Annotated in this window: 23 protein-coding genes; 14 read left to right on the top strand and 9 right to left on the bottom strand. The window is 72.7% G+C overall.

Translation table 11 applies throughout. The features are described from left to right. Window positions 1-49: 49 nt before the first annotated feature. Window positions 50-937 carry a DUF5926 family protein gene (locus tag ACFYPR_RS15930; protein WP_387260526.1) on the top strand — a complete coding sequence of 296 codons (888 nt, stop codon included), beginning with the start codon at window positions 50-52 and terminating at the stop codon, window positions 935-937. A gap of 18 nt (window positions 938-955) precedes the next feature. On the opposite strand, the gene ACFYPR_RS15925 is transcribed toward ACFYPR_RS15930, so the two are convergent. Further along, complete coding sequence (locus tag ACFYPR_RS15925) at window positions 956-2,173, bottom strand: arginine deiminase (RefSeq protein WP_355063441.1); 1,218 nt, start codon at window positions 2,171-2,173, stop codon at window positions 956-958. A gap of 167 nt (window positions 2,174-2,340) precedes the next feature. On the opposite strand from ACFYPR_RS15925, the gene ACFYPR_RS15920 reads away from it, so the two are divergent. From ACFYPR_RS15920 to pheA, 5 genes are all read left to right on the top strand, one after another. Then, window positions 2,341-3,081: a hypothetical protein gene (locus ACFYPR_RS15920; RefSeq protein ID WP_354855810.1), complete on the top strand. Its 741-nt coding sequence runs from the start codon at window positions 2,341-2,343 to the stop codon at window positions 3,079-3,081. Between the two features lie 167 nt (window positions 3,082-3,248). Beyond that, the gene (locus ACFYPR_RS15915; RefSeq protein ID WP_354855809.1) at window positions 3,249-3,707 is read left to right on the top strand and encodes a hypothetical protein; all 459 of its coding nucleotides are present in this window, start codon (window positions 3,249-3,251) and stop codon (window positions 3,705-3,707) included. 137 nt (window positions 3,708-3,844) lie between these two features. Then, on the top strand, window positions 3,845-4,234 hold the full coding sequence (locus ACFYPR_RS15910; protein WP_354855808.1) for an ACT domain-containing protein: 390 nt from the start codon (window positions 3,845-3,847) through the stop codon (window positions 4,232-4,234). A gap of 66 nt (window positions 4,235-4,300) precedes the next feature. Beyond that, complete coding sequence (locus ACFYPR_RS15905; protein ID WP_387180718.1) at window positions 4,301-4,924, top strand: hypothetical protein; 624 nt, start codon at window positions 4,301-4,303, stop codon at window positions 4,922-4,924. 10 nt (window positions 4,925-4,934) lie between these two features. Beyond that, window positions 4,935-5,891, top strand: a complete 957-nt coding sequence (gene pheA / locus ACFYPR_RS15900) for a prephenate dehydratase (protein WP_354855806.1) — start codon at window positions 4,935-4,937, stop codon at window positions 5,889-5,891. A 73-nt stretch (window positions 5,892-5,964) separates the two neighbouring features. On the opposite strand, the gene ACFYPR_RS15895 is transcribed toward pheA, so the two are convergent. From ACFYPR_RS15895 to ACFYPR_RS15885, 3 genes are all read right to left on the bottom strand, one after another. After that, window positions 5,965-6,687: an AIM24 family protein gene (locus ACFYPR_RS15895; protein WP_234582643.1), complete on the bottom strand. Its 723-nt coding sequence runs from the start codon at window positions 6,685-6,687 to the stop codon at window positions 5,965-5,967. 115 nt (window positions 6,688-6,802) lie between these two features. Next, window positions 6,803-7,150 (bottom strand): metallopeptidase family protein, encoded by a 348-nt coding sequence (locus ACFYPR_RS15890; RefSeq protein ID WP_354855823.1) that lies wholly within the window; start codon window positions 7,148-7,150, stop codon window positions 6,803-6,805. A gap of 148 nt (window positions 7,151-7,298) precedes the next feature. Further along, window positions 7,299-7,730 (bottom strand): OsmC family protein, encoded by a 432-nt coding sequence (locus ACFYPR_RS15885; RefSeq protein ID WP_007453754.1) that lies wholly within the window; start codon window positions 7,728-7,730, stop codon window positions 7,299-7,301. A 174-nt stretch (window positions 7,731-7,904) separates the two neighbouring features. Between ACFYPR_RS15885 and ACFYPR_RS15880 the strand changes: the two genes are divergently transcribed. From ACFYPR_RS15880 to ACFYPR_RS15870, 3 genes are all read left to right on the top strand, one after another. Beyond that, a complete protein-coding gene (locus tag ACFYPR_RS15880) occupies window positions 7,905-8,630 on the top strand; it encodes a hypothetical protein (RefSeq protein WP_354855805.1) in 726 nt (241 codons plus the stop codon). Window positions 8,631-8,879: 249 nt separating this feature from the next. After that, entirely contained in the window at window positions 8,880-9,701 is an 822-nt protein-coding gene (locus ACFYPR_RS15875; RefSeq protein WP_363935545.1) for an HAD family hydrolase, read from the top strand. Further along, window positions 9,701-10,513, top strand: a complete 813-nt coding sequence (locus ACFYPR_RS15870; RefSeq protein WP_354855803.1) for an HAD family hydrolase — start codon at window positions 9,701-9,703, stop codon at window positions 10,511-10,513. Before ACFYPR_RS15875 ends, ACFYPR_RS15870 begins: the two co-directional genes overlap by 1 nt. Window positions 10,514-10,522: 9 nt before the next feature. Here the strand turns inward: ACFYPR_RS15870 and ACFYPR_RS15865 are convergent, their stop codons facing one another. Continuing rightward, window positions 10,523-11,125, bottom strand: coding sequence for a bacterial proteasome activator family protein (locus tag ACFYPR_RS15865; RefSeq protein WP_354855802.1), 603 nt, complete (start codon window positions 11,123-11,125; stop codon window positions 10,523-10,525). 84 nt (window positions 11,126-11,209) lie between these two features. Here ACFYPR_RS15865 and ACFYPR_RS15860 point away from each other — a divergent pair, with 84 nt between their 5' ends. Together ACFYPR_RS15860 and ACFYPR_RS15855 are read left to right on the top strand one after the other, a co-directional pair. Continuing rightward, window positions 11,210-12,007, top strand: a complete 798-nt coding sequence (locus tag ACFYPR_RS15860) for an alpha/beta hydrolase family protein (protein ID WP_387260524.1) — start codon at window positions 11,210-11,212, stop codon at window positions 12,005-12,007. 79 nt (window positions 12,008-12,086) lie between these two features. Further along, window positions 12,087-13,274, top strand: a complete 1,188-nt coding sequence (locus tag ACFYPR_RS15855) for an ABC transporter substrate-binding protein (protein WP_354855800.1) — start codon at window positions 12,087-12,089, stop codon at window positions 13,272-13,274. Between the two features lie 76 nt (window positions 13,275-13,350). Here ACFYPR_RS15855 and ddaH read toward each other — a convergent pair whose 3' ends face one another. Continuing rightward, a complete protein-coding gene (gene ddaH / locus ACFYPR_RS15850; RefSeq protein ID WP_354855799.1) occupies window positions 13,351-14,184 on the bottom strand; it encodes a dimethylargininase in 834 nt (277 codons plus the stop codon). Window positions 14,185-14,243: 59 nt separating this feature from the next. On the opposite strand from ddaH, the gene ACFYPR_RS15845 reads away from it, so the two are divergent. Together ACFYPR_RS15845 and ACFYPR_RS15840 are read left to right on the top strand one after the other, a co-directional pair. Then, window positions 14,244-14,705, top strand: coding sequence for an Lrp/AsnC family transcriptional regulator (locus tag ACFYPR_RS15845; RefSeq protein WP_354855798.1), 462 nt, complete (start codon window positions 14,244-14,246; stop codon window positions 14,703-14,705). A 61-nt stretch (window positions 14,706-14,766) separates the two neighbouring features. Continuing rightward, window positions 14,767-15,723, top strand: coding sequence for a zinc-binding dehydrogenase (locus tag ACFYPR_RS15840; protein ID WP_387260522.1), 957 nt, complete (start codon window positions 14,767-14,769; stop codon window positions 15,721-15,723). Here ACFYPR_RS15840 and ACFYPR_RS15835 read toward each other — a convergent pair. From ACFYPR_RS15835 to ACFYPR_RS15825, 3 genes are all read right to left on the bottom strand, one after another. Next, on the bottom strand, window positions 15,720-16,814 hold the full coding sequence (locus ACFYPR_RS15835) for a hypothetical protein (protein WP_363935553.1): 1,095 nt from the start codon (window positions 16,812-16,814) through the stop codon (window positions 15,720-15,722). The two genes, ACFYPR_RS15840 and ACFYPR_RS15835, sit on opposite strands and share 4 nt — an antisense overlap. 123 nt (window positions 16,815-16,937) lie before the next feature. Next, the gene (locus ACFYPR_RS15830) at window positions 16,938-17,201 is read right to left on the bottom strand and encodes a DUF6457 domain-containing protein (protein WP_363935556.1); all 264 of its coding nucleotides are present in this window, start codon (window positions 17,199-17,201) and stop codon (window positions 16,938-16,940) included. Continuing rightward, entirely contained in the window at window positions 17,198-17,800 is a 603-nt protein-coding gene (locus ACFYPR_RS15825) for an NTP transferase domain-containing protein (protein WP_354855795.1), read from the bottom strand. The genes ACFYPR_RS15830 and ACFYPR_RS15825 overlap by 4 nt, the downstream gene beginning before the upstream one ends. A gap of 181 nt (window positions 17,801-17,981) precedes the next feature. Here ACFYPR_RS15825 and fdhD point away from each other — a divergent pair, with 181 nt between their 5' ends. Beyond that, window positions 17,982-18,848 (top strand): formate dehydrogenase accessory sulfurtransferase FdhD, encoded by an 867-nt coding sequence (fdhD, locus tag ACFYPR_RS15820; protein WP_387260519.1) that lies wholly within the window; start codon window positions 17,982-17,984, stop codon window positions 18,846-18,848. Window positions 18,849-18,865: the final 17 nt, after the last annotated feature.

Raw genomic sequence — 18,865 nt, 5'->3', positions numbered from 1 at the left:
GGTGGGTCCGGCCCACGGCGGGACGGGCGGGGCCTTAGGCTGTGACGCCGTGAGCAAGCGTCGAAAGAGCCAGCGAACCGCCGCCGAAACCGCGCCCCGGAAGGACAAGGTGCGCGACGTCTTCGTGCCGCGACCGTTCGAGGGGCTGGCCGACGAGTCCGAGTGGATCGCGCTGCGCGAGCTGGTGCCCGCCGCGTCCGCGCCGCTGCGGCTGGCGCCCGCCCTCGTCGAGGAATTCGGGGACCGGTCGGCCACGCTGGCCACGGTGCTGCCGATGGCCGCGCCGGCGGTGAGCAAGCCGGACGGCCGGGTGCTCATCGGTCTGCAACGCCACCAGCAGTCCGGCGACGTCTCCCGGGACCTGGCCGAGGCGCTGCTCTGCGCGCTGCGGACCGAGCCGGGCGGCCAGGTGTCCGTACCACCGCTGCCCGGTCCCGGGCCACGACTGCAGGACATCCTGGTGGACGGCCCGCTGGAGATCACCATGCACGACGGGTTCGAGTTCTGGCTCGACCCCGGCGCGACCGACGACCCGAGCGTCCAGGCGTCGCTGGAACGGGCGAACGCCGCCATCTACCCGACCGTGCGGATGACCGCCGCGAAGGCCGCGTACTGGTGCCAGGTCCCGGAGAAGGCGCACGTGCGCTGGGTGCTCCCGGACGACGAGGACGCCGCCCTGGACGCGCTGGCCCGCCTCGGCGCGGCTGGCACGCTGACGCTCGGCGAGCAGACCAAGTTCGCCGGGATGTTCCGCGCGCACGGCCGGCTGGTGCCGGTGTGGGACCTGCCGGAGGAGACTCCGGCCGACGACTGGGAGGACCCGGTCGCGCAGTTCGCCAAGCGGTACGCGGAGGCGCTCGCCACCACCGAACCGCTGGACGCCGCCGGCCGGCGGGCCCGCCAGGGGCTGCTCGGCCGTCAGCTCACCCTCCGCTGACCCCGAAGCGCGGCCCGTTCACCCGTTGACCGGCAGCGGGTCGCGCACGATCGGGCAGGACATGCAGCGCGGGCCTCCCCGGCCGGAGCCCAGCTCCGAGCCGGCGATCGGGATGACCTCGATGCCGGCCCGCTCCAACTGCGCGTTGGTCTCGGTGTTGCGCTCATAGCCGACGCAGAGCCGGGGCGCCAGGGCGAGGGTGTTGTTGCCGTCGTCCCACTGCTCGCGTTCCGCGGTGACCGGGTCCAGGCCGGTGTCGATGACCCGGAGCTGGTCCAGGTCCATCGCGTCGGCGGCGGCCCGCAGGAAGGGCGCCGGGCCGTCCACGCGCGGGTCCTCGCCGTCCGCGCCGGCGATCACGGTGTACGCCGAGAGCGTGCTGGCGATGTTCGGATACATCAGCACGGCGTCGGCGTCGACCATCGTGCACACGGTGTCCAGGTGCATGGTGGCGCGCTTCTGCGCGATCGGCACCACCAGGATGGTGTGGGCCAGCCCGGCGGCGAAGACCTGCCGGCCGAGGCGTTCGGCGCCGGCCGGGGTGGTCCGCTCGCCCACCCCGACCGCCAGGACGCCCGGTGCGAGCAGCAGGACGTCCCCGCCCTCCAGGTGCTCCAGATTGGGGCGGTAGACGAACTCGGTGCCGGCGAAGCGCGGATGGTGGCGGTAGATGGCGTCGGTCAGGGTGGTCTCCCGGCGGCGGGCCGGCATGGCCAGGCTGGTGACACCGACCCGGTCACCGATCCACAACGACGAGTCCCGGGTGAAGAGCAGGTTCGGCAGCGGGTCGATGACGAAGTCGTGCCGGTCCATCAGGGTGTAGACCAGCCCGCCCGGCCGCTCCGAGCTGATCCGCAGCTCCTCGTGGGCGAGCCCGGCGGTGAGCACGTCGGCCAGCGCGGCCGGGTCCAGATAGGCGAGGTGGTCGGCGACCCGGGCGCGGAGCGTGTCGCCGAGTCGACGGGAGCGCAGCACCTCCTCGGTCAACTCGGCGCGGGCATCCTCGACGGCCAGCGTCTCGGCCAGCAGGGTGGCCAGATAGAGCACCTCGACCCCGCGCTCGCGCAGCGCGGCCGCGAACGCGTCGTGCTCCTCCTGGGCGCGGCCGACCCAGGGGATCGCGTCGAACAGGAGTGAGTCGTTGTTGCGAGGGGTGAGCCGGGCCAGTTCCGGGCCGGGCCGGTGCAGCAACACGGTGCCGAGCCGGCCGACTTCACTGTCGACGTAGTGGGTCACCCCCGCAGCGTAGGGCAGGGTTTGGCGGCATCCGACAAAAGAACTGTGGATGAATATGGCATTCATCCACAGTCACTCCGGCGCTCCGGCTTGCCGAACACCGGGAGTGGCAACGTAGGGTAGTGAGGACATAACTTCGAGGGACCTTTTGCCGGAGGTCGACGACGATGACTGTCTTTCCCGCACGACGAGCCGTACCGACCGCCAGGGCACTGCCGCCCATCGCGGTGCCCCACCCCCGCGTCGAGTCGCCCGGGGCTCTGGAGCCGGTCCGTCCGACACCGCTCGAATGGGCCCGCCGACGCCGTGCCGAGCGGGGAGCCCGTCGACTGGAGGCGGCCGGAGCCCGCGCGCTCGGCCAGCTCGACCATCTCGGGCCGGCCTGGCACGTCATCGAGTGGCCCCGCACCGACGTGGCGGACGTCCTGCTCGACCGCACCCAGGAGGACCGCGCCGGGTTCCTCGCCATCGGGCCGAGCGGCCTGTTCGCGGTGACCATCGCCGACCACGGCCGGGCCCGGGTGCTCGTCGCCGGGGACGTCGTGCAGATCAACGGCAAGCGGCCTCCGTACGTCACCGAGGCCCGGCGGGACGCCAGGCGGGCCAGCAAGGCCCTCTCCGACGCGGTGGGGCTGACCATCCCGGTGACGCCGGTGCTGACCTTCGTGGGCTCCGGCGTGATCAGCGTCTACGGCCTTCCGAAGGACTGTCTGATGGCCACCCACCGGGAACTGGATCGGCTCCTCGTGGCCGGTGGCAGCCGGATCAGCCCGGCCACGGCCGAGAAGCTGTCCCGGGTGGCACAGCACCCGAGCACCTGGCTGAACGGCACCTACCGTCCATCGGCCGACTACCGGTGGTACGACGAGGGCCGAACGGCCGCTGACAAGCCGGCCCACCGCCGGTAACGTCACCGGCGACGCCACGCGGCCCCGGTCCCCCACCTACCCACCGGCTCCCGCGCCGTCGCCGGCCGCCCCGGTTCGAGCTGTGCGGTCCGGTGACCTGGTGCGCTCGGTGATTCCGTCGGCGACCGGCTAGCGTGGACAGTCCGTCGGTGGACATAGGAGGCGCGGTGGCCCACGTCGAACTCTCGCTCTCGGAAGTGTTCGTGCCGTCGGCGCGGGCCTCGACAGAGCTGGAGTCCGACAACGTCGGCCAGTGGTCCTCGACGGTCGACCGGGCCGATGAGCCCTGCCTGCTGATCGACGCCGACACCCGGGTCGTGGCCATCTCCGCCGCCGGCTGCGAGCTGCTCTGTCTGGGCGACCCGGCCGGCCTGATCGGGCGACCACTGCTCGACGGCGGCCTGCGACTGCTGGATTTCACCGCCAACCGGGGCGAGCTGACCGAGGCCGAGATCGACAAGATCCCGCCTCTGCTGGCGCTCTCCTCCGGCCGGCTCGCCCGTGGGCTGCTGCGGGTGCAGGCCGCCTCGCCGGACAGCTCCGACGCGACGGTGGACGCGATCTCCACCCCGGTGCTCACCAACGGCGCCGTGGCCGGCTCGCTCACCTTCTTCTCCGAGGTCTGACCTGCGGCGCAATATGTCGTTCGCCGCCTGACCTGCGGCGCAATGTGTCGTTCGCCGTCTGACCTGCGGCGCAATGTGTCGTTCGCCGCACGCGGCGATGGCGGGATGGGCCCACACCCACGCCGTAAGGTGCCCTCATGCTCGATATCGCTCTGCTGCCGGGGGAGTACGCCGTGTGCCGGTTGCGGGCCGACACCGCCCTGCCGGCCGCGCTGTCGAGTGGGCTGGGCCGCGCCGACGTGGTCACGGTGAGCTGGACCGCCGACGGGATCTCGGTGATCTGCCCGACCGACCGGGTGCCCGCCCAGGCCGTGGTGGAGACCACCTGGCGCTGTCTGCGCGTCGTCGGCCCGACGGGCGTGGACGCCACGGGAACACTGGCGGCGCTCGTCGACCCGCTCGCCGCGGCCCGGGTCAGCGTGGTCACGTTCTCCACCTTCGACACCGACTACGTGCTGGTGCCGACCGTCCGGTTGACCGAGGGCACGGCCGCCCTGGAGCGCGCCGGGCACCGCGTCCTCGGCTGAGCTTCACCCCGCCGTCAGCTCGCCCTACGATGGGCTCGGCCACCCCGGCCGCGATGACGTTTCCCAATGTCCGAGGATCGGCCCGTGCCGTTCGACCCGCCCCGCCACCCGGCTCCCCCGCCCCGGGCGACAACCGCCATCACACCCGTGGCGGTTCGCGCGCTGCCCGTGGCCGGGGCCCTGCTGGCGCTCCTCACCATCGGGGCGCTGACCGGCTGCGGCGCCCCTCCCGAGCTGCGCGACCCGGCCGGGGTGCCCACCGGCGCCGGCACCCCGACGGCGACCGGCCCGACCGGCGTCCCGACGGGCACGCCGTCCACCGTGCCGAGCGCCCCACCGCTCTCCACCCCGTCGGCCACCCGGGACCCGGGTCTGGTCGCGACGGCCTGCCGGAACGGTCCGACCGGGCAGCGGGTGGTGCAGCTGCTGCGCGGCCGGGCCTCGGTGCTCCCGGACAACGTGCGGGTCCGGGTCCGCACCGGGCCGCTGTGCGCCGCCGACTGGCAGTACACCGTGCTGGAGGTGACCGGGCACGAGGAGCTTCAGGTCGTCACCCGGGGTCGGCCCACCGCCCCGGAACTGGTCACCGCCGGCACCGACGTGTGCACCATCGAGGTCCGCGCCACCGGGCCAGCCGGGATCCGTACGCTCGCCTGCGATGCTTCTCCGGCGGTCCAGCCGGGTGCGTAGTCTGGTCGACATGCCCGGAACACCGCCCACGCGCTTCGTCTACCTCGGCCCGGAGGGCACCTTCGCCGAGCAGGCCCTGCGCACCGTCCCCGCCGCCGAGCGTGGCACCCGGACGCCGGCCCGCAGCGTCGGTGAGGCCCTGGACAGCGTCCGGGCCTCAGATGCCGACGCGGCGCTGGTGCCGCTGGAAAACTCGATCGGCGGGGCGGTCGGCGTCACCCTGGACGAGATGGTCGAGGGCGACCCGCTGGTGATCACCCGAGAGGTGATCCTTCCGGTCGAGTTCGTGCTCGCCGCGCGTGCGGGCACCGCGCTGTCGGCGGTCCGCACGGTCGCGGCGCACCCGCAGGCGTCCACCCAGTGCCGGGGCTGGCTGCGTGACCACGTACCCGACGCCGTGGTCGTCGACGTGCTCTCCAACGGCGCGGCAGCCGCCGGCGCCGGGTCCGGCGAGTACGACGCGGCGATCTGCGCCCCGATCGGGGCCGCCCGACACCGACTCGCCCTGCTCGCCGACAAGATCGCCGACCATCCCGACGCGGTGACCCGTTTCGTCCTGGTCTCCCGCCCCGGGCCACCCCCACCGCCGACCGGCGACGACCTCACCTCGCTGGCCGTCTACATCGCCCACGACCGGGTCGGCGCGCTGCTGTCGGTGTTGATGGAGCTGGCCGTCCGCGGCGTCAACCTGACCCGGATCGAGTCCCGCCCGACCGGCGAGGCCCTGGGCCGGTACGTCTTCTTCCTCGACTGCACCGGCCACGTGGCCGACGTACGCCTGGGTGAGGCGTTGCAGGGGCTGCGCCGGGTGTGCGCCGATGTCCGTTTCCTGGGGTCGTACCCGCGGCATCGCTGGGTCGACGCGGCGGGCCAGCGGCCCGTGCCCGCGCCGGCCGGCCTCTCCGACGTCGACTACGCCGACGCGGCGGCCTGGCTGGCCCGGCTGCGCACCGGCGAGTTGAGCTGACCGGCCGAGCAGGCGAGCAACACGCGTACGGGCGCTCCGGTGCGACCGGGAGCGCCCGTACCCGCGTCGGTGCTCAGCTCAGCAGACCGCCGAGCAGACCGCCCTCCTGCTGCTGCTGACCGCTGCCCATGACCGGCGGCTCCTCGGACGGCTGCACCACCACGAAGCCCTGACCGGCGAAGCTCATTGTGAACGACTCGCCGGTGCGCCGGCCCAGCAGCGTGCCAAGACCGAGCTGCTCAGCCCGGTGGTAGCCGGTCTGGAGGTTGGCCGACCAGCAGACGGCGGCCTGCGGGTCGACGTACGTCGGGGCGTCCACGTTGAGCACCACCGGGGTGCCCTTGGTCGTGATGGCGATCCTGCCGTACCCGCTGAACACGCAGTTGAACAGGCCGGACGAGGAGGCCATCCCGGCGCCGCCGACCATCCTGATGTCGTACTGCAGGGTCGAGTCGAAGGCCAGCACGCTGGAGCCGTTGATGGACAGGGCGTCGCCCGGCTCCAGGTCGATGATGTGCACGTCCTTGGCCAGCTCGGCGAGGAAGACGTCACCCTGGCCGGTGACCTTCATCAGCGGGACACCCTCGCCGGTGAGCTTCTGCTTGAGGAACTTGCCGAGCCCACCCGAGCCCAGCGCCTGGAACTGCACGTTGCCCTGGTAGGCGACCATCGACCCGACCCGGGCCATCGCCTCGCCGTTGAGCTCGATCTTCAACATCTTGGAGTTCTGCAGCCGCATGCCGGCCTGCGCGGACTCCTTCTCCAGATTTTCCGCCGAGAACAGCTCGCTGCGCATGAAAGGTGCCTCCTGAAACGGTCGCGGTCGCTGCACCGACGGTAGGCGACCACGGCAACCAGGGGCCATCGGCGAAGCGGCGTGCCGCGCTCTGACCTGGCGGTGTGCGGCCGGGTCAGCCCCAGCCCAGCGCGTGCAGTCGCGCGTCGTCGATGCCGAAGTGGTGGGCGATCTCGTGCACCACGGTCACCGCGACCTCGTCGACGACGTCCTCGTCGCTGTCGCAGATCCGCAGGATCGGACGGCGGTAGATGAAGATCCGGTCCGGAAGCACGCCGGCGTAGTCCCAACCCCGATCGGTGAGCGCGTGCCCCTCGTAGAGGCCGAGCAGGTCGGGGTCGGTGTGCGGTGGGTCGTCCTCGACCAGGATCACCACGTTGTTCATCAGGCCGAGCAGTTCCTCGGGCACCTCGTCGAGGGCGTCAGCCACCAGCTCCTCGAAGCGCTCGCGAGTCATGTCCACCGGCACGGCGTCCATTCTGCCCGACGCCGCACCGATCGGCCGGCTCACGCGCGGCCACCCCGGCCGGGGCCGCGCGTTCACGAAAGAGAGCGGCCGCCCGGGACCGGGCGGAGGCTCCTTCCGTGAACGTGCGGCGTGCGTCGCCGGGTCAGGAAGCCAGGCGAGCGGTGAGGGTGATCTCGGCGCCCGGCGAGAGCAGCCGGGAGATCGGGCAGTTGGCCTTGGCGGCCTCGGCGAGCTTCTGGAACTCCGCCTCGTCGACCCCGGGCACCTGGCCGACGGTCTCCAGGTCGATCCGGGTCACGCTCATTCCGGCGTCGGTCTTGTCCAGGTGGACCTTGGCGGTGGTCTCGACCGAGGTGGGCGTCGAGCCGGCGTCGGCGAGGGCCTTCGAGAACGCCATCGAGAAGCAGCCGGCGTGCGCGGCGGCGATCAGCTCCTCGGGGTTGGTGCCCTCACCCTCCTCGAAGCGCGACTTGAAGGAGTAGTTGCCGGACAGGCCGCCCTTACCGGTGCGGACGGTGCCGGAACCCTCGGTGAGATTGCCCTGCCATTGTGCGGAAGCGGTACGGATAGGCATGAGGAGAACGCTAGCGGAAAGGTGCCTCCCGAGCGACCGACCGGCACCGACGCCTGCCGTGCGATTCCCGTCACCCCTGGCGGAGGCGCGACGCGGGCGGTTTCGGCAGCGGCACCAGCACGACCCTCTGTGCCATGATTCGACGCAGGCCCGCGACCGGCGGAAGGATGGCCGATGTCCGAGGAGCTGCCCATCCCACGGCAGGGCGACCCGTCCGACGGGCCGGCCGTGATCGAGTGGGGTGCCGACGAGCCCGCCACCGGACGCCGTCGCCTCGGCGGGTCCCTGGCCGGCATCACCCGGGATCCCCGCCTGCCCGTGCTGCTCGCCGGGCTCGGGGCGGTGGCGGGGGTGGCCTCGCTGCTCGGCGAGTGGCTGGTGATGACTCTGCCGAACGGCGGCCCGGCCGGTGCCACCTCGATCGACGTGCCCGCCGGGGTGTCCGACGTCGGCGGCTTCGGCATCGGCTACCTGGTCGGTCTGCTCGGGCTGGTCTGCACGGTGGCACTGGCGCTGCGGGGCACGGCGGCCGTCCGGCCGAACGCCCGACTGGTCGGGTTCACCCTGAGCGGGGCGCTGCTGGCACTGCTGGTCGCGGCGACGGCGACACTCGACGACCCCGGTCAGCGCAACTACTTCTACGAGCCGGAGGACAACTTCCGGGTCGAGTACGGTCGCGGCCTGGTGATGGCGTTCGTGGCCTGCGTGCTGCTCGCCGCGGCCCTGCGGCTGGCCCCGAACGCGCCGACGGAGGACAACCGTTCCGGGGCCGCGACGGGGCAGGGCTGGCGCCGTCGGCACCTCGACCCGGTCGAGAAGGAGGACGGCCCGCCCGCGCCGGCCGACCTGACCGTGACCGCGGTGGCGCCGTTCGCCCGCCCCGAACACCCCAACACCTGAGCCGGCCAGGCCGACCCCGACCCACCGATCTTGCACTTTCTGCAGCGACAGAAGGCGCATTCCACCGCGTATCGGCGACCGGAAGTACAAGATCGCGGAGGTTGGGAACGGGCCTGGAGTTGGTGCCCGATTCGCCTGGAAGACATGGTTCGGGCCCGTTTCCCGAGGTACGGTTGCTGCCCGCCGTCACGCCGGGCCTCGCTTTCCCTGGCCTCGGCAGGTGCGACGGCGGCGGGCGAAGGAGGAACGATGACCCGCCCGGGACTGCCCAAACTGATCGCGACCGACCTCGACGGAACGCTGGTCCGCAGCGATGACACCGTCTCCGCGTACACCCATGGGGTGCTCGACCGGGTGCGGGCCGCCGGAATTCCGGTGGTCGGCGCGACCGGACGCGGCCCCCGCCTGACCGAGCTGACCCGCAACGACATCCGGGCCGCCGACTTCCTGGTGATGGCCGGCGGTGGACGGGTGGTCGACCAGAGCGACCCGACCGGCCCGGTGGTGCTCCGCGACGAGCGGCTGCCCGCCGAGGTGCTGGCCCGGCTGCTCGCCGACCTGGAGGCCGAGGTCGGCCCGCTGACCGTGATGGTCGAGGCGTCCGACGAGCACGACGCCCCGCTCTGGGGTGACTACCACGAGAGCTGGCCCTACCAGGACCGGTTCGAGGCGCGCAGCCGCGCTGAGTGCCTCTCCTGTGACGTGATCAAGGCCTTCGCCCGGACCGCCGACCACCACGTCGACGAGCTGCTGGCGGTGGCCCGCCGGATCGTCTCGCCGCAGGTTGCCTCGCTCACCCAGGCCGGGCTCGGGTTCATCGAGATCTGCCCGCCCGGCGTGGACAAGGCGACCGGGCTGACCGTGGTGGCGCAGAGCCTGGGGGTCGACCCCGCTGACGTCCTGGTCTTCGGCGACATGCCCAACGACCTGCCGATGTTCGAGTGGGCCGGCTGGTCCCGGGTCGCGGTGGCCAACGCGCACCCCGCGCTGCGTGCCGCCGCCGACGAGGTGACCCTGCGCAACGACGACGACGGGGTGGCGGTGTACCTGGACCGGCTACTGTCCCGGTGATGCGAGACACCCCTGCGCTGGTCGCCACCGACATCGACGGCACGCTGATCCGCGACGACCGCACGCTCAGCCCGCGCACCGCCGACGTGCTCGCGCGGATCACCGCGCGAGGCACGCCGGTCGTCCTGGTCACCGGCCGTCCGGTCCGCTGGCTCGAGATGGTGTACGACCAGCTGGCCGAGCCGCTGCCGGCGGTCTGCGCCAACGGCGCCGTGGTCTACGACCCGGTGCGGGACGAGGTGCTGCGGGCCGACCCGCTCGCGCCGCAGCACCTGGCCGAGGTGGCCGAGCGGCTGCGGGCCGAGGTGCCCGGGATCAGCTTCGCCGTGGAGATCATGGACAGCCGCCAGATGCGGCACGAGACGGACTACCCGCTGCGCTGGGACGTCGACCCCGACGGGATCCGGCCGGTCGAGACACCGGAGGAGCTGCTCTCGCTTCCCGCGGTGAAGTTGCTCGCCCGCGCCGGCGAGCAGGACCCGGACGCGTTCGTCGCACTGGTGGCGGCAGCGGTGGCGGGCTTGGCCGAGGCGACGCACTCGTCGTCCTCGGGGCTCGTGGAGATCTCCGCGGCCGGGGTGACGAAGGCGGCCGGGCTCGACTGGTACTGCGACCGGCTCGGCGTGGCGGCCGCGGACGTGCTGGCCTTCGGCGACATGCCGAACGACGTGCCGATGCTGAGCTGGGCCGGGCGCGGGGTGGCGGTGGCCAACGCGCACCCCGCCGTCCTCGCGGTCGCCGACGAGGTGACCGGGGCGAACTCCGAGGACGGCGTGGCGGCGTACCTGGAGAAGATCTTCGGGGTGGACTGACCGGCCAGGTCAGAGGTACTGGCCGGTGTTGTGGCCCTCACCGCCGCCGGGCTGGCCGATGCCCGGCATTCCGGGCACCACACCGCCGGGGCCGCTGGGCAGCGCCTGCCGGCCGCCGCGCATCTGCTCCAGCTGGACCCGCGCGGCCATCTGCTGGGCGACCAGGGCCGCCTGGATGCCGTGGAACAGGCCCTCCAGCCAGCCGACGAGCTGGGCGTGCGCGATACGCAGCTCGCCCTCGCTCGGGGCCTTGTCCTCCGTGAAGGGCAGCGAGATCCGCTCCAGCTCGTCGCGCAGCTCGGGGGCGAGACCCTCCTTGAGCTCGACGATCGACCGCTCGTGGATCTCGCGCATGCGGTGCCGGCTGGCGTCGTCCAGCGGGGCCGCCTTGACCTCCTCCAGCAACTGCTTGATCATGCTGCCGATCCGCATCACCTTGGCCGGCTGCTCTACCAGACGGGTCGGGTCCTCGCCCTGCCCCTCCTCGGTCTGCATGGTGCCGATCGGCCGGCCGTCCGGACCGACCACCACCACCGTGCCGGAGTGGCCGGAGTCGTCGGGGCCGGGCTGGTCGTTCTGCTCAGCGGAGCGCGCTTCGGTCATGGGGTCCATCTTTACCCAGTGGGCGCGACCCATGCCGCCCGGGACCGACTCCCAGGGCCGAACCACCCGGGCGGGGCGCGCTACCGTCGCGCCATGCCTGCCGACCCACGCGCCGTGCTGACCCGGCCCGCGCCGGAGCCGGACCTGACGGTGGCCTACGGCGACCACCCGGACCAGATTGCCGACCTGCGCCGGCCGGCCGGTGTCGGTCCGGCCCAGCCGCTGGTCGTCGTGGTGCACGGTGGTTTCTGGCGCTCCGAGTACGACCGCCGCCACACCGGCCCGCTGGCCGCCGCGCTCGCCGCCGAGGGCTACCCGGTGGCGCAGCTGGAATACCGGCGTACGGGGCAGCCGGGCGGCGGCTGGCCGGGCACGTTGACCGACGCGCTGGCCGGGATCGCGGCGCTGCCCGAGCTGGCCACCGAGGCGCTGCCCGGTCGGGTGAGCAGGGCCGCGCCGATCGTCATCGGTCACTCCGCCGGTGGCCACCTGGCGCTGTACGCGGCGGCCACCGCGCCGTCGACGGTGGGCGGAGTGCTGGCCCTGGCCCCGGTGGCCGATCTCGCGGCGGCGTACCGGCTGGATCTGGACGCGGGTGCGGTGGCGGCGCTGCTCGGCGGCGGCCCACTCGACTTCCCGGACCGGTACGCGGCGGCCGATCCACGATCATTGGTACCGATCCGGACACGGACAGTAGTCGTGCACGGTTCGGCGGATCTGCAGGTGCCGGTGGCGATGAGCCAGGACTTCGTCGCGGCGGCTCGTGCCGCAGGATCCGATATTTCCCTTGTCGAGCTGCCCGGATGTGAGCATTTCGGGCTGATCGACCCGGAGTCTTCGGCGTGGCCCCCGGTGCTGGCTGTGTTGCGGTCCCTGCACGATGATCACTAACCATTGACGCAGCGTCGCGGAGCAGGTAGAACGCCGGAGGGGCGGTGTTCTGCCCTGCAACGCTCCTGGAAGGAACTCGGTGTCGCAGATGAATCGCAGGCGGGCGCTCCAACTGTTGGCCGCGCTCGGAACGACCGGGTTCGCCGCCGCGTGCGGCTCCGACACCGAGGGCAAGCCGGCCGCCGCCAAGAGCCCGATCAAGATCGGTCTGATCGCGCCGAAGGCCGGCGGCTTCAAGTCCATCGGTGACGACATCACCAACGGCTTCCAGCTCTTCCTCGACCTGCACGGCCAGCAGCTGGGCGGGCATCCGGTCGAGCTGCTGACCGCCGACGAGGGTGACAACGCCAAGACCGGCAAGGCCGCCGTCGACCAACTGCTCAAGCAGAACGTGCTGGCGCTCACCGGCGTGGTCAACTCGTCGGTGATGGTCGGCATCCGCGACACCGTGGAGGAGGCCCGGGTCCCGCTCATCGGCTCGAACGCCTCGCCGAGCAGCCTGCAGAGCGTCGTCTACATCTGGCGTACGTCGTACGTGCTGGATGAGGCCGGCCGGGCGCTGGGCCGCTACCTGCGCGACCAGCTCCCGGCGAACGGCCGGATCGCGATCATCATGCCGGAGAACGTGGGTAGCCCGGACGTGGTGCGGGGCTTCAGGCAGGAGTTCGGCACCTCCGACCCGCGCATCGCCGACCCGGTGACCAACACCAACCCGACCCCGAACCCGGGCAAGGGCACCTACGTGGCGGACATCGAGAAGGCGCTGCGCAAGAAGCCGACCGCCGTCTTCTGCTTCTTCGCGGGCTCGGCCGCCGTGGAGTTCATCAAGCAACTGCGCGACCAGTTCAGCGGCCCCGTCTACGCGCCCGGCTTCCTCACCGAGGGCACCGTGCTGGAGAGCCTGGGCCGGGACGCGCTCGGCATCCAGACCGCGCTGAACTACTCGGCCGACCTCAACAACACGTCGAACCGGGTCTTCGCCTCCGCCTACCGCAAGAAGCACCAGACCACGCCGACGACCTACGCGATGGCGTCGTACGACGCGGCGCAGGTGCTCGACCAGGCGATCCAGCTGACCGGTGGGTCGCCCACCCCGCAGCAGGTCAACCTGGCGCTGGGCCGGATCGGCCAGATCGACAGCCCGCGCGGCATCTGGCAGTTCAACCAGCCGCGTACCCCCCAGCAGAAGTGGTACCTGCGCGAGGTCCAGCGCGACGGTCAGGTCATGTCGAACGTGCTGATCAACGAGCTGGCCACGCTCGGCTGAAACGCCCACCACAAGCAGCAGCAGGGGCCGGCCTCCGACGGGAGGCCGGCCCCTGCCGTACGCGGCAGTGTTCGGGTCAGTGCCGCAGCTCGGCGATGCAGCACTTCACGCTGCCGCCACCCTTCTTCAGCTCGGCCAGCTCGACCGGCACCGGGTTGTAGCCGGCGGCCTTGAGCTTGCCCGCCAGCCGGGTGGCCTCGCTGTTGAGCACCACGTTCGCGCCGTCGCTGACCAGGTTCAGCCCGAAGGCCATGGCGTCCTCGTCGTCGGCGATCACCGCGTCCGGGAAGAGCTGGGTCAGCACCCGCTGGCTGGCGGCCGAGAACGCGCCGGGGAAGTAGACGACGTTCGAGTCGTCGATGGAGGCGAGCGCCACGTCCAGGTGGTAGAAGCGCGGGTCGATGAGGCGCAGCGACACCACCGGGCGGCCCAGCGCCTCCTGCGCCTCGGCGTGCGCCGGGATCTCGGTGCGGAAGCCGTGCCCGGCCAGGATCAGCCCGCCGTGCGCCTCCGGCACGTACGCGAAGTCACCCTCGCCCTCGTTGGTCTCGCTCGGGGCGATGAACCGCCAGCCCTGCGACTCGTAGAAGGCGTGGTGCGCGGCGGCCTCGGCGGCCCGCTGCTCGTGCTTGAACCGGGCGCCGTAGACGCTGCCGTCCACCACGAACGCACCGTTGGCGGCGTAGACCATGTCGGGCAGGCCCGGCTCGGGGGTGAGCAGATGCACGTCGTGCCCCAGGCCGACGAGCGTCTCGCGCAGGCGGTCCCACTGCTTGACGGCCAACTCCCGGTCGACCGGGGTGGTCACGTCCATCCACGGATTGATCGCGTACTCGACCGCGAAGTGCTCGGGCGAGCACATGAGATATGTCCGCTTTCGCGAGACTCGCTGCTGGTTCACGGTCACCAAGAGTAGGTACCGTTGAACTTTGGTAACAGCCACAACCATTGCTTCCCAGAGGCGGAACGTTGCAGATAGACGCCGTAGACCAGCGGATCATTGCGTTGCTCGTCGCTGACGCCCGCGCGTCGTACGCCGACATCGGCGTCCGGGTGTCACTCTCCGCCCCGGCGGTCAAGCGCCGGGTGGACCGACTGCGCGCCACGGGCGTGATCAGGGGATTCACCGCCGTCGTGGACCCGGCGGCCGTCGGCTGGACCACCGAGGCGTTCGTCGAGCTGTTCTGCGCCGGTCGGACCACCCCGGCGCAGATCGGCGTGGCCGCCCGCCGGCACCCGGAGGTGGTCGGCGCGTACACCGTCTCCGGCGAGGCGGACGCGCTGGTGCACCTGCGGGCCGCCGACATCGCCCACCTGGAGGCGGCGCTGGAGCGGCTGCGCGCCGAGTCCTTCGTGACCTCCACCCGCAGCACCATCGTGCTGTCCCGGCTGGTCGAGTCCCCCGGCGTCGGGCCGTCCAACCGGGCTTGACCTCAAGCCCGGTTCAGGTGTTGGACTCGTTGCGGCCTGGGCACGACACGAGGGGGACTCCATGCGGGCGATCTGGTTACGTGAATTCGGCGGTCCCGAGGTGCTGACGCCCGGCCCGGCGCCCGACCCGAGCCCCGGCCCTGGCCAGGTGCTCATCGACGTCGCGCACGCGAACATCACCTTCGTCGAGACGCAGCAGCGCTCGGGACGTCCCGGCCCGTTCCAGGTCACTCCGCCGCTGATCCCCGGCAACGGCGTAGGCGGGGTGATCGCCGCCGTCGGGCCGGACGTCGACCCGGCCCTGACCGGGCGGCGGGTGGTCAGCGCCACCGGCGGCTCCGGCGGGTACGCCGAACGGGCGGTGGTGGACGCGTCCGCGCCCATCGAGGTGCCGGCCGGGCTGGCGCTGGACGCGGCCGTGGCCATGATGGCCGACGGGCGTACCGCCACCATGCTCGTCGAGGCGGTCGGCGTCCGCCCCGGTGATCGCGTGCTGATCGAGGCCGCGGCGGGCGGCGTGGGCAGTCTCCTCGTCCAGCTCGCGGCGCGGGCCGGCGCGCGGGTGATCGGCGTGGCCGGCGGGCCGCGCAAGGTGGACCTGCTGCCCGGCCTGGGCGCCGAGGTGGCGGTCGACTACCGGATGCCGGGCTGGGCCGACCGCATCCGGGACACGGTGGGCGGGGTCGACGTGGTGTTCGACGGCGTCGGCGGCCCGGTCGCCCGGACGGCGTTCGAGCTGCTGGCCCCGGGCGGCCGGATGATCAGCTTCGGGTTGGCCAGCGGCGAGTGGTCCCCGGTGGCACCGGAGGCCGCCGCCGAACGTCAGGTCACGCTGGTCCGGCCGGACGTGCCGCCCGCGCGGCTGCGGGCGTACACCATCGGGGCCCTGGCGGACGCGGCGGCCGGCCAGCTCCGGCCGCTGATCGGCCAGCGCTTTCCGCTGGAACGCGCCGCCGACGCGCACGCCGCCATCGAGGCGCGCGCGACGGTCGGCAAGACCCTGCTGGACGTGGTTTAGAGGTACATGCCGGTGCGGTGCTCCGACTCGTCGCGCCGGACCGGCTTGTCGCCCTCACCGAAGAACCGCTTGCCACCGAACTCGCCGTGCAGGCGGTCGTCCAGCTCGTCGGCGAGGCCGGTCATCACCTGCACCGCCAGCATGAGGTGGGTGGCCTGGAAGTTGCGCCCGAAGACCGGGATGGACGCCCAGACCGTGTCGTCGGCGCAGTAGAGGCGACCGATCGGCATCCGGTTGGTCAGCTCCGACAGCTTGACGTAGAGCCGTTCGGTCGGCTCGACCTCGGTGAGCACCGGGGAGAAGACGTCCACCAGGGATGGATTGTCCCGCACCCGCACGAAGACCATCGCCGAGCCGGCCCGGATGGTGATGTCGCCGTCCGAGTCGATCTGCAACCGCTCGGCGTCGGACTTCAGCATCGTGGACACGACGGTGCGGACGCGGTCCGCCAGGTCGAGCACGTCGTCCCGCTCGGCGGCCGCCTCGGCCAGCGCCTCCTGGAGGTCACCCTCGACGTCGGCGTCCGGGCCGAACTCGCTGCGCGCGGTGCCCAGCGGCTCCACCGTCAACGGCTCACCCTCGGCGTCGTGCACCAGGTAGACGAGGAAGGCGGGATGCGGGGCGCCGTACACGTCGCGCAGCGTGCGGGACAGCAGCGGGGCGATCCGGGCCGCCTCCGCCGTCGTACCGTCCAGCCCGAACGAGCCGCCGGAGCCGGCCACCACCCCGGGCGGGGACCAGCCCAGCGCCACCATGTCCGCCACCGCGGCACGGTCCAGCCGGTAGCCCTGCGGCAGGGCGGCGTTGCCGACGGCCCGAGCCGACAGCCCGCCGTCGCCGGTCACGTCGACGCTGATCGAGTAGACGGCATCCCCCGTACCGGAGGCGGTGGGGTCGAGGGTCAGTTCGAGGTGCGCGCCGGCGGGCAGCTCCCGCAGCCGCAGGGCGAGCATCCGGGCGAACTCCCGCCACGCCTCCGTCACCTTGGCACGCAGGTCGGTGGTGCTGGGCTCGTCGAGCAGGATCGACTCTGCCGGCTCGGATGTGCCGCCGGGCTCACCGTCCGGCGCCGAGGGGTGGTCAGCCGTCATGATCGCCTCCGTCCGTTCCGATCACCCTACCCACGCCGTCCGGGCGTCGAATCAGCCCGGACCGGGATCGGACACCGCCGTCCTCTCGCCGTGGCGACGGCCTGGTGGCGGGGGCGCGGCGGGTCAGGAGGTGGGGTCGTCGGGATCGGCACCCAACCGGACCGGCCAGTCGGCCGCGAGGGCGCTGAGCCGGGCCGCGGCGTCCGCCGGGTCGGCACCCCTGCCGACGGCAAGCCCGAGCAGGTACGCGGTGACCGGCGCCCCTGGCCGCAGCACCTGGTGGGCGACATCGCGGGCCAGGTCCAGCACCGCCGACACCGGCACCTCGGTCGAGTCCAGACCCACCTCGGCACAGGCTGCCGTGACCCAGTCGTCCAGCACCGTCATCGCACCCACTCCTCCGCCCGGCGTACGTCCTCGTCAGTGTCGCAGTCGAACCAGGGCGGCGGACCGTCACCGGCCCACGGCACCTCCCGGACGGCGAGACCGGCCAACAGCGCCCGTACCGGAGCACCGGCCAGGCTGCCGCCCCGCTCGGCGGCCAGCCGGGCCAGCCCGGTCCGCAGCGCGGCGACGCGCCACACCCCGCAGAGCGACTGCCGACGGCCGTCCGCGTCGACGAAGCACACCCCGTCGACTGGTCGCTCCCCGTCGAGGTGGGTCAGCAGGTCGCCGATCGCGGCGCGGGTGAGCAGTGGAAGGTCGGCGGCGAGCAACGCGACAAGCGTCGTGTCGGGATCGAGCAGTGCCAGCCCGGCGGCCGTCGCGGCGACCGGCCCGCCGCCGGGCGGATCCTCGCGGGTGATCCGCACCCCGTCCGCGACACCGTCACCCGGACCGACCAGCACACGCGGCGCGGCATCGTCCACGGCGGCCAGCACCCGGTCACGCATCGACCGGCCACCAACCGGAAGCGCGGGCTTGTCCACCCCGCCCATCCGTCGGGCAGCCCCACCCGCGAGCACCACTGCGGCGTACGTCCCCACCCGGTCACGGTAGCCGGGCCGGTTGCCCGGTGGCGGCGTGCGCTGCCGGGTGCTCGGTGGCGGCGTGCGCTGTCCGGTGCCCGGCGGGGCCCTGCCGGTTGCCCGGTGGCGGCGTGCGCTGCCGGGTGCCTGATGACCGGCGGCCGTGCGGGTGTGCCGGGCCGGGGTGCAGGATGGCGGGATGGGACGGGCGACTGACCGACGGGGCGTACTACGGATCGACCTGGACGCGGCGGCCGACGGACGCGCAGCCGTCCGACGGCCGGACACCCTGGCCGTGGAGGAGCCGCTGGAGATCCGGGTCGGCGCAGCGGGCCCGGGCCGGCGCAAGCCGCTCGCCGTCACCATGCGCACCCCCGGCGACGACCTGGACCTGGCGATCGGGTTCCTGCTGACCGAAGGGCTGATCCGGTCGACCGACGACGTGCTGACCGCCCAGCTCTGCGCCGGCGCGGAGACGCCGAACACGTACAACGTGGTGGACGTGGTGCTCGCCCCCGGCGTGCCGGAACCGACCACCGACCCGTCCCGGAACTTCTACACGACCAGTTCCTGCGGGGTGTGCGGCAAGGCGAGCATCGACGCGATCCGGACGCGGTCGCTGTTCGACGTCACGGCGGACCCGCTCACCGTGCCGGCCGCCCTCCTCGCCGAACTGCCCGACCGGTTGCGCGCCGTTCAGCGCGGCTTCGACCGCACCGGCGGGCTGCACGCGGCAGGGCTGTTCAGCCCGGCCGGAGAGCTGGTGGTGCTCCGCGAGGACGTGGGCCGGCACAACGCGGTGGACAAGGTGATCGGCTGGGCGGTGCGGGAACGCCGGCTGCCGCTGACCGGGCACCTGCTGCTGGTGTCCGGCCGGGCCAGCTTCGAGCTGACGCAGAAGGCGTGGATGGCCGGCCTGCCGCTGCTGGCCGCGGTGTCCGCGCCGAGCACCCTCGCCGTCGAGCTGGCCGAGGAGGCGGGCATGACGCTCGTCGGCTTCCTGCGCGGCCCGACCATGAACGTCTACGCCGGCCCGCAGCGGATCACGGTCGACCAGTCAGCCTGAACCTCAGCGGCCGGTTT

It is taken from the genome of Micromonospora sp. NPDC005254, from assembly GCF_042872525.1.
Taxonomy (GTDB): Bacteria; Actinomycetota; Actinomycetes; order Mycobacteriales; family Micromonosporaceae; genus Micromonospora.
This window is presented reverse-complemented; position numbering and strand designations above follow the sequence as displayed.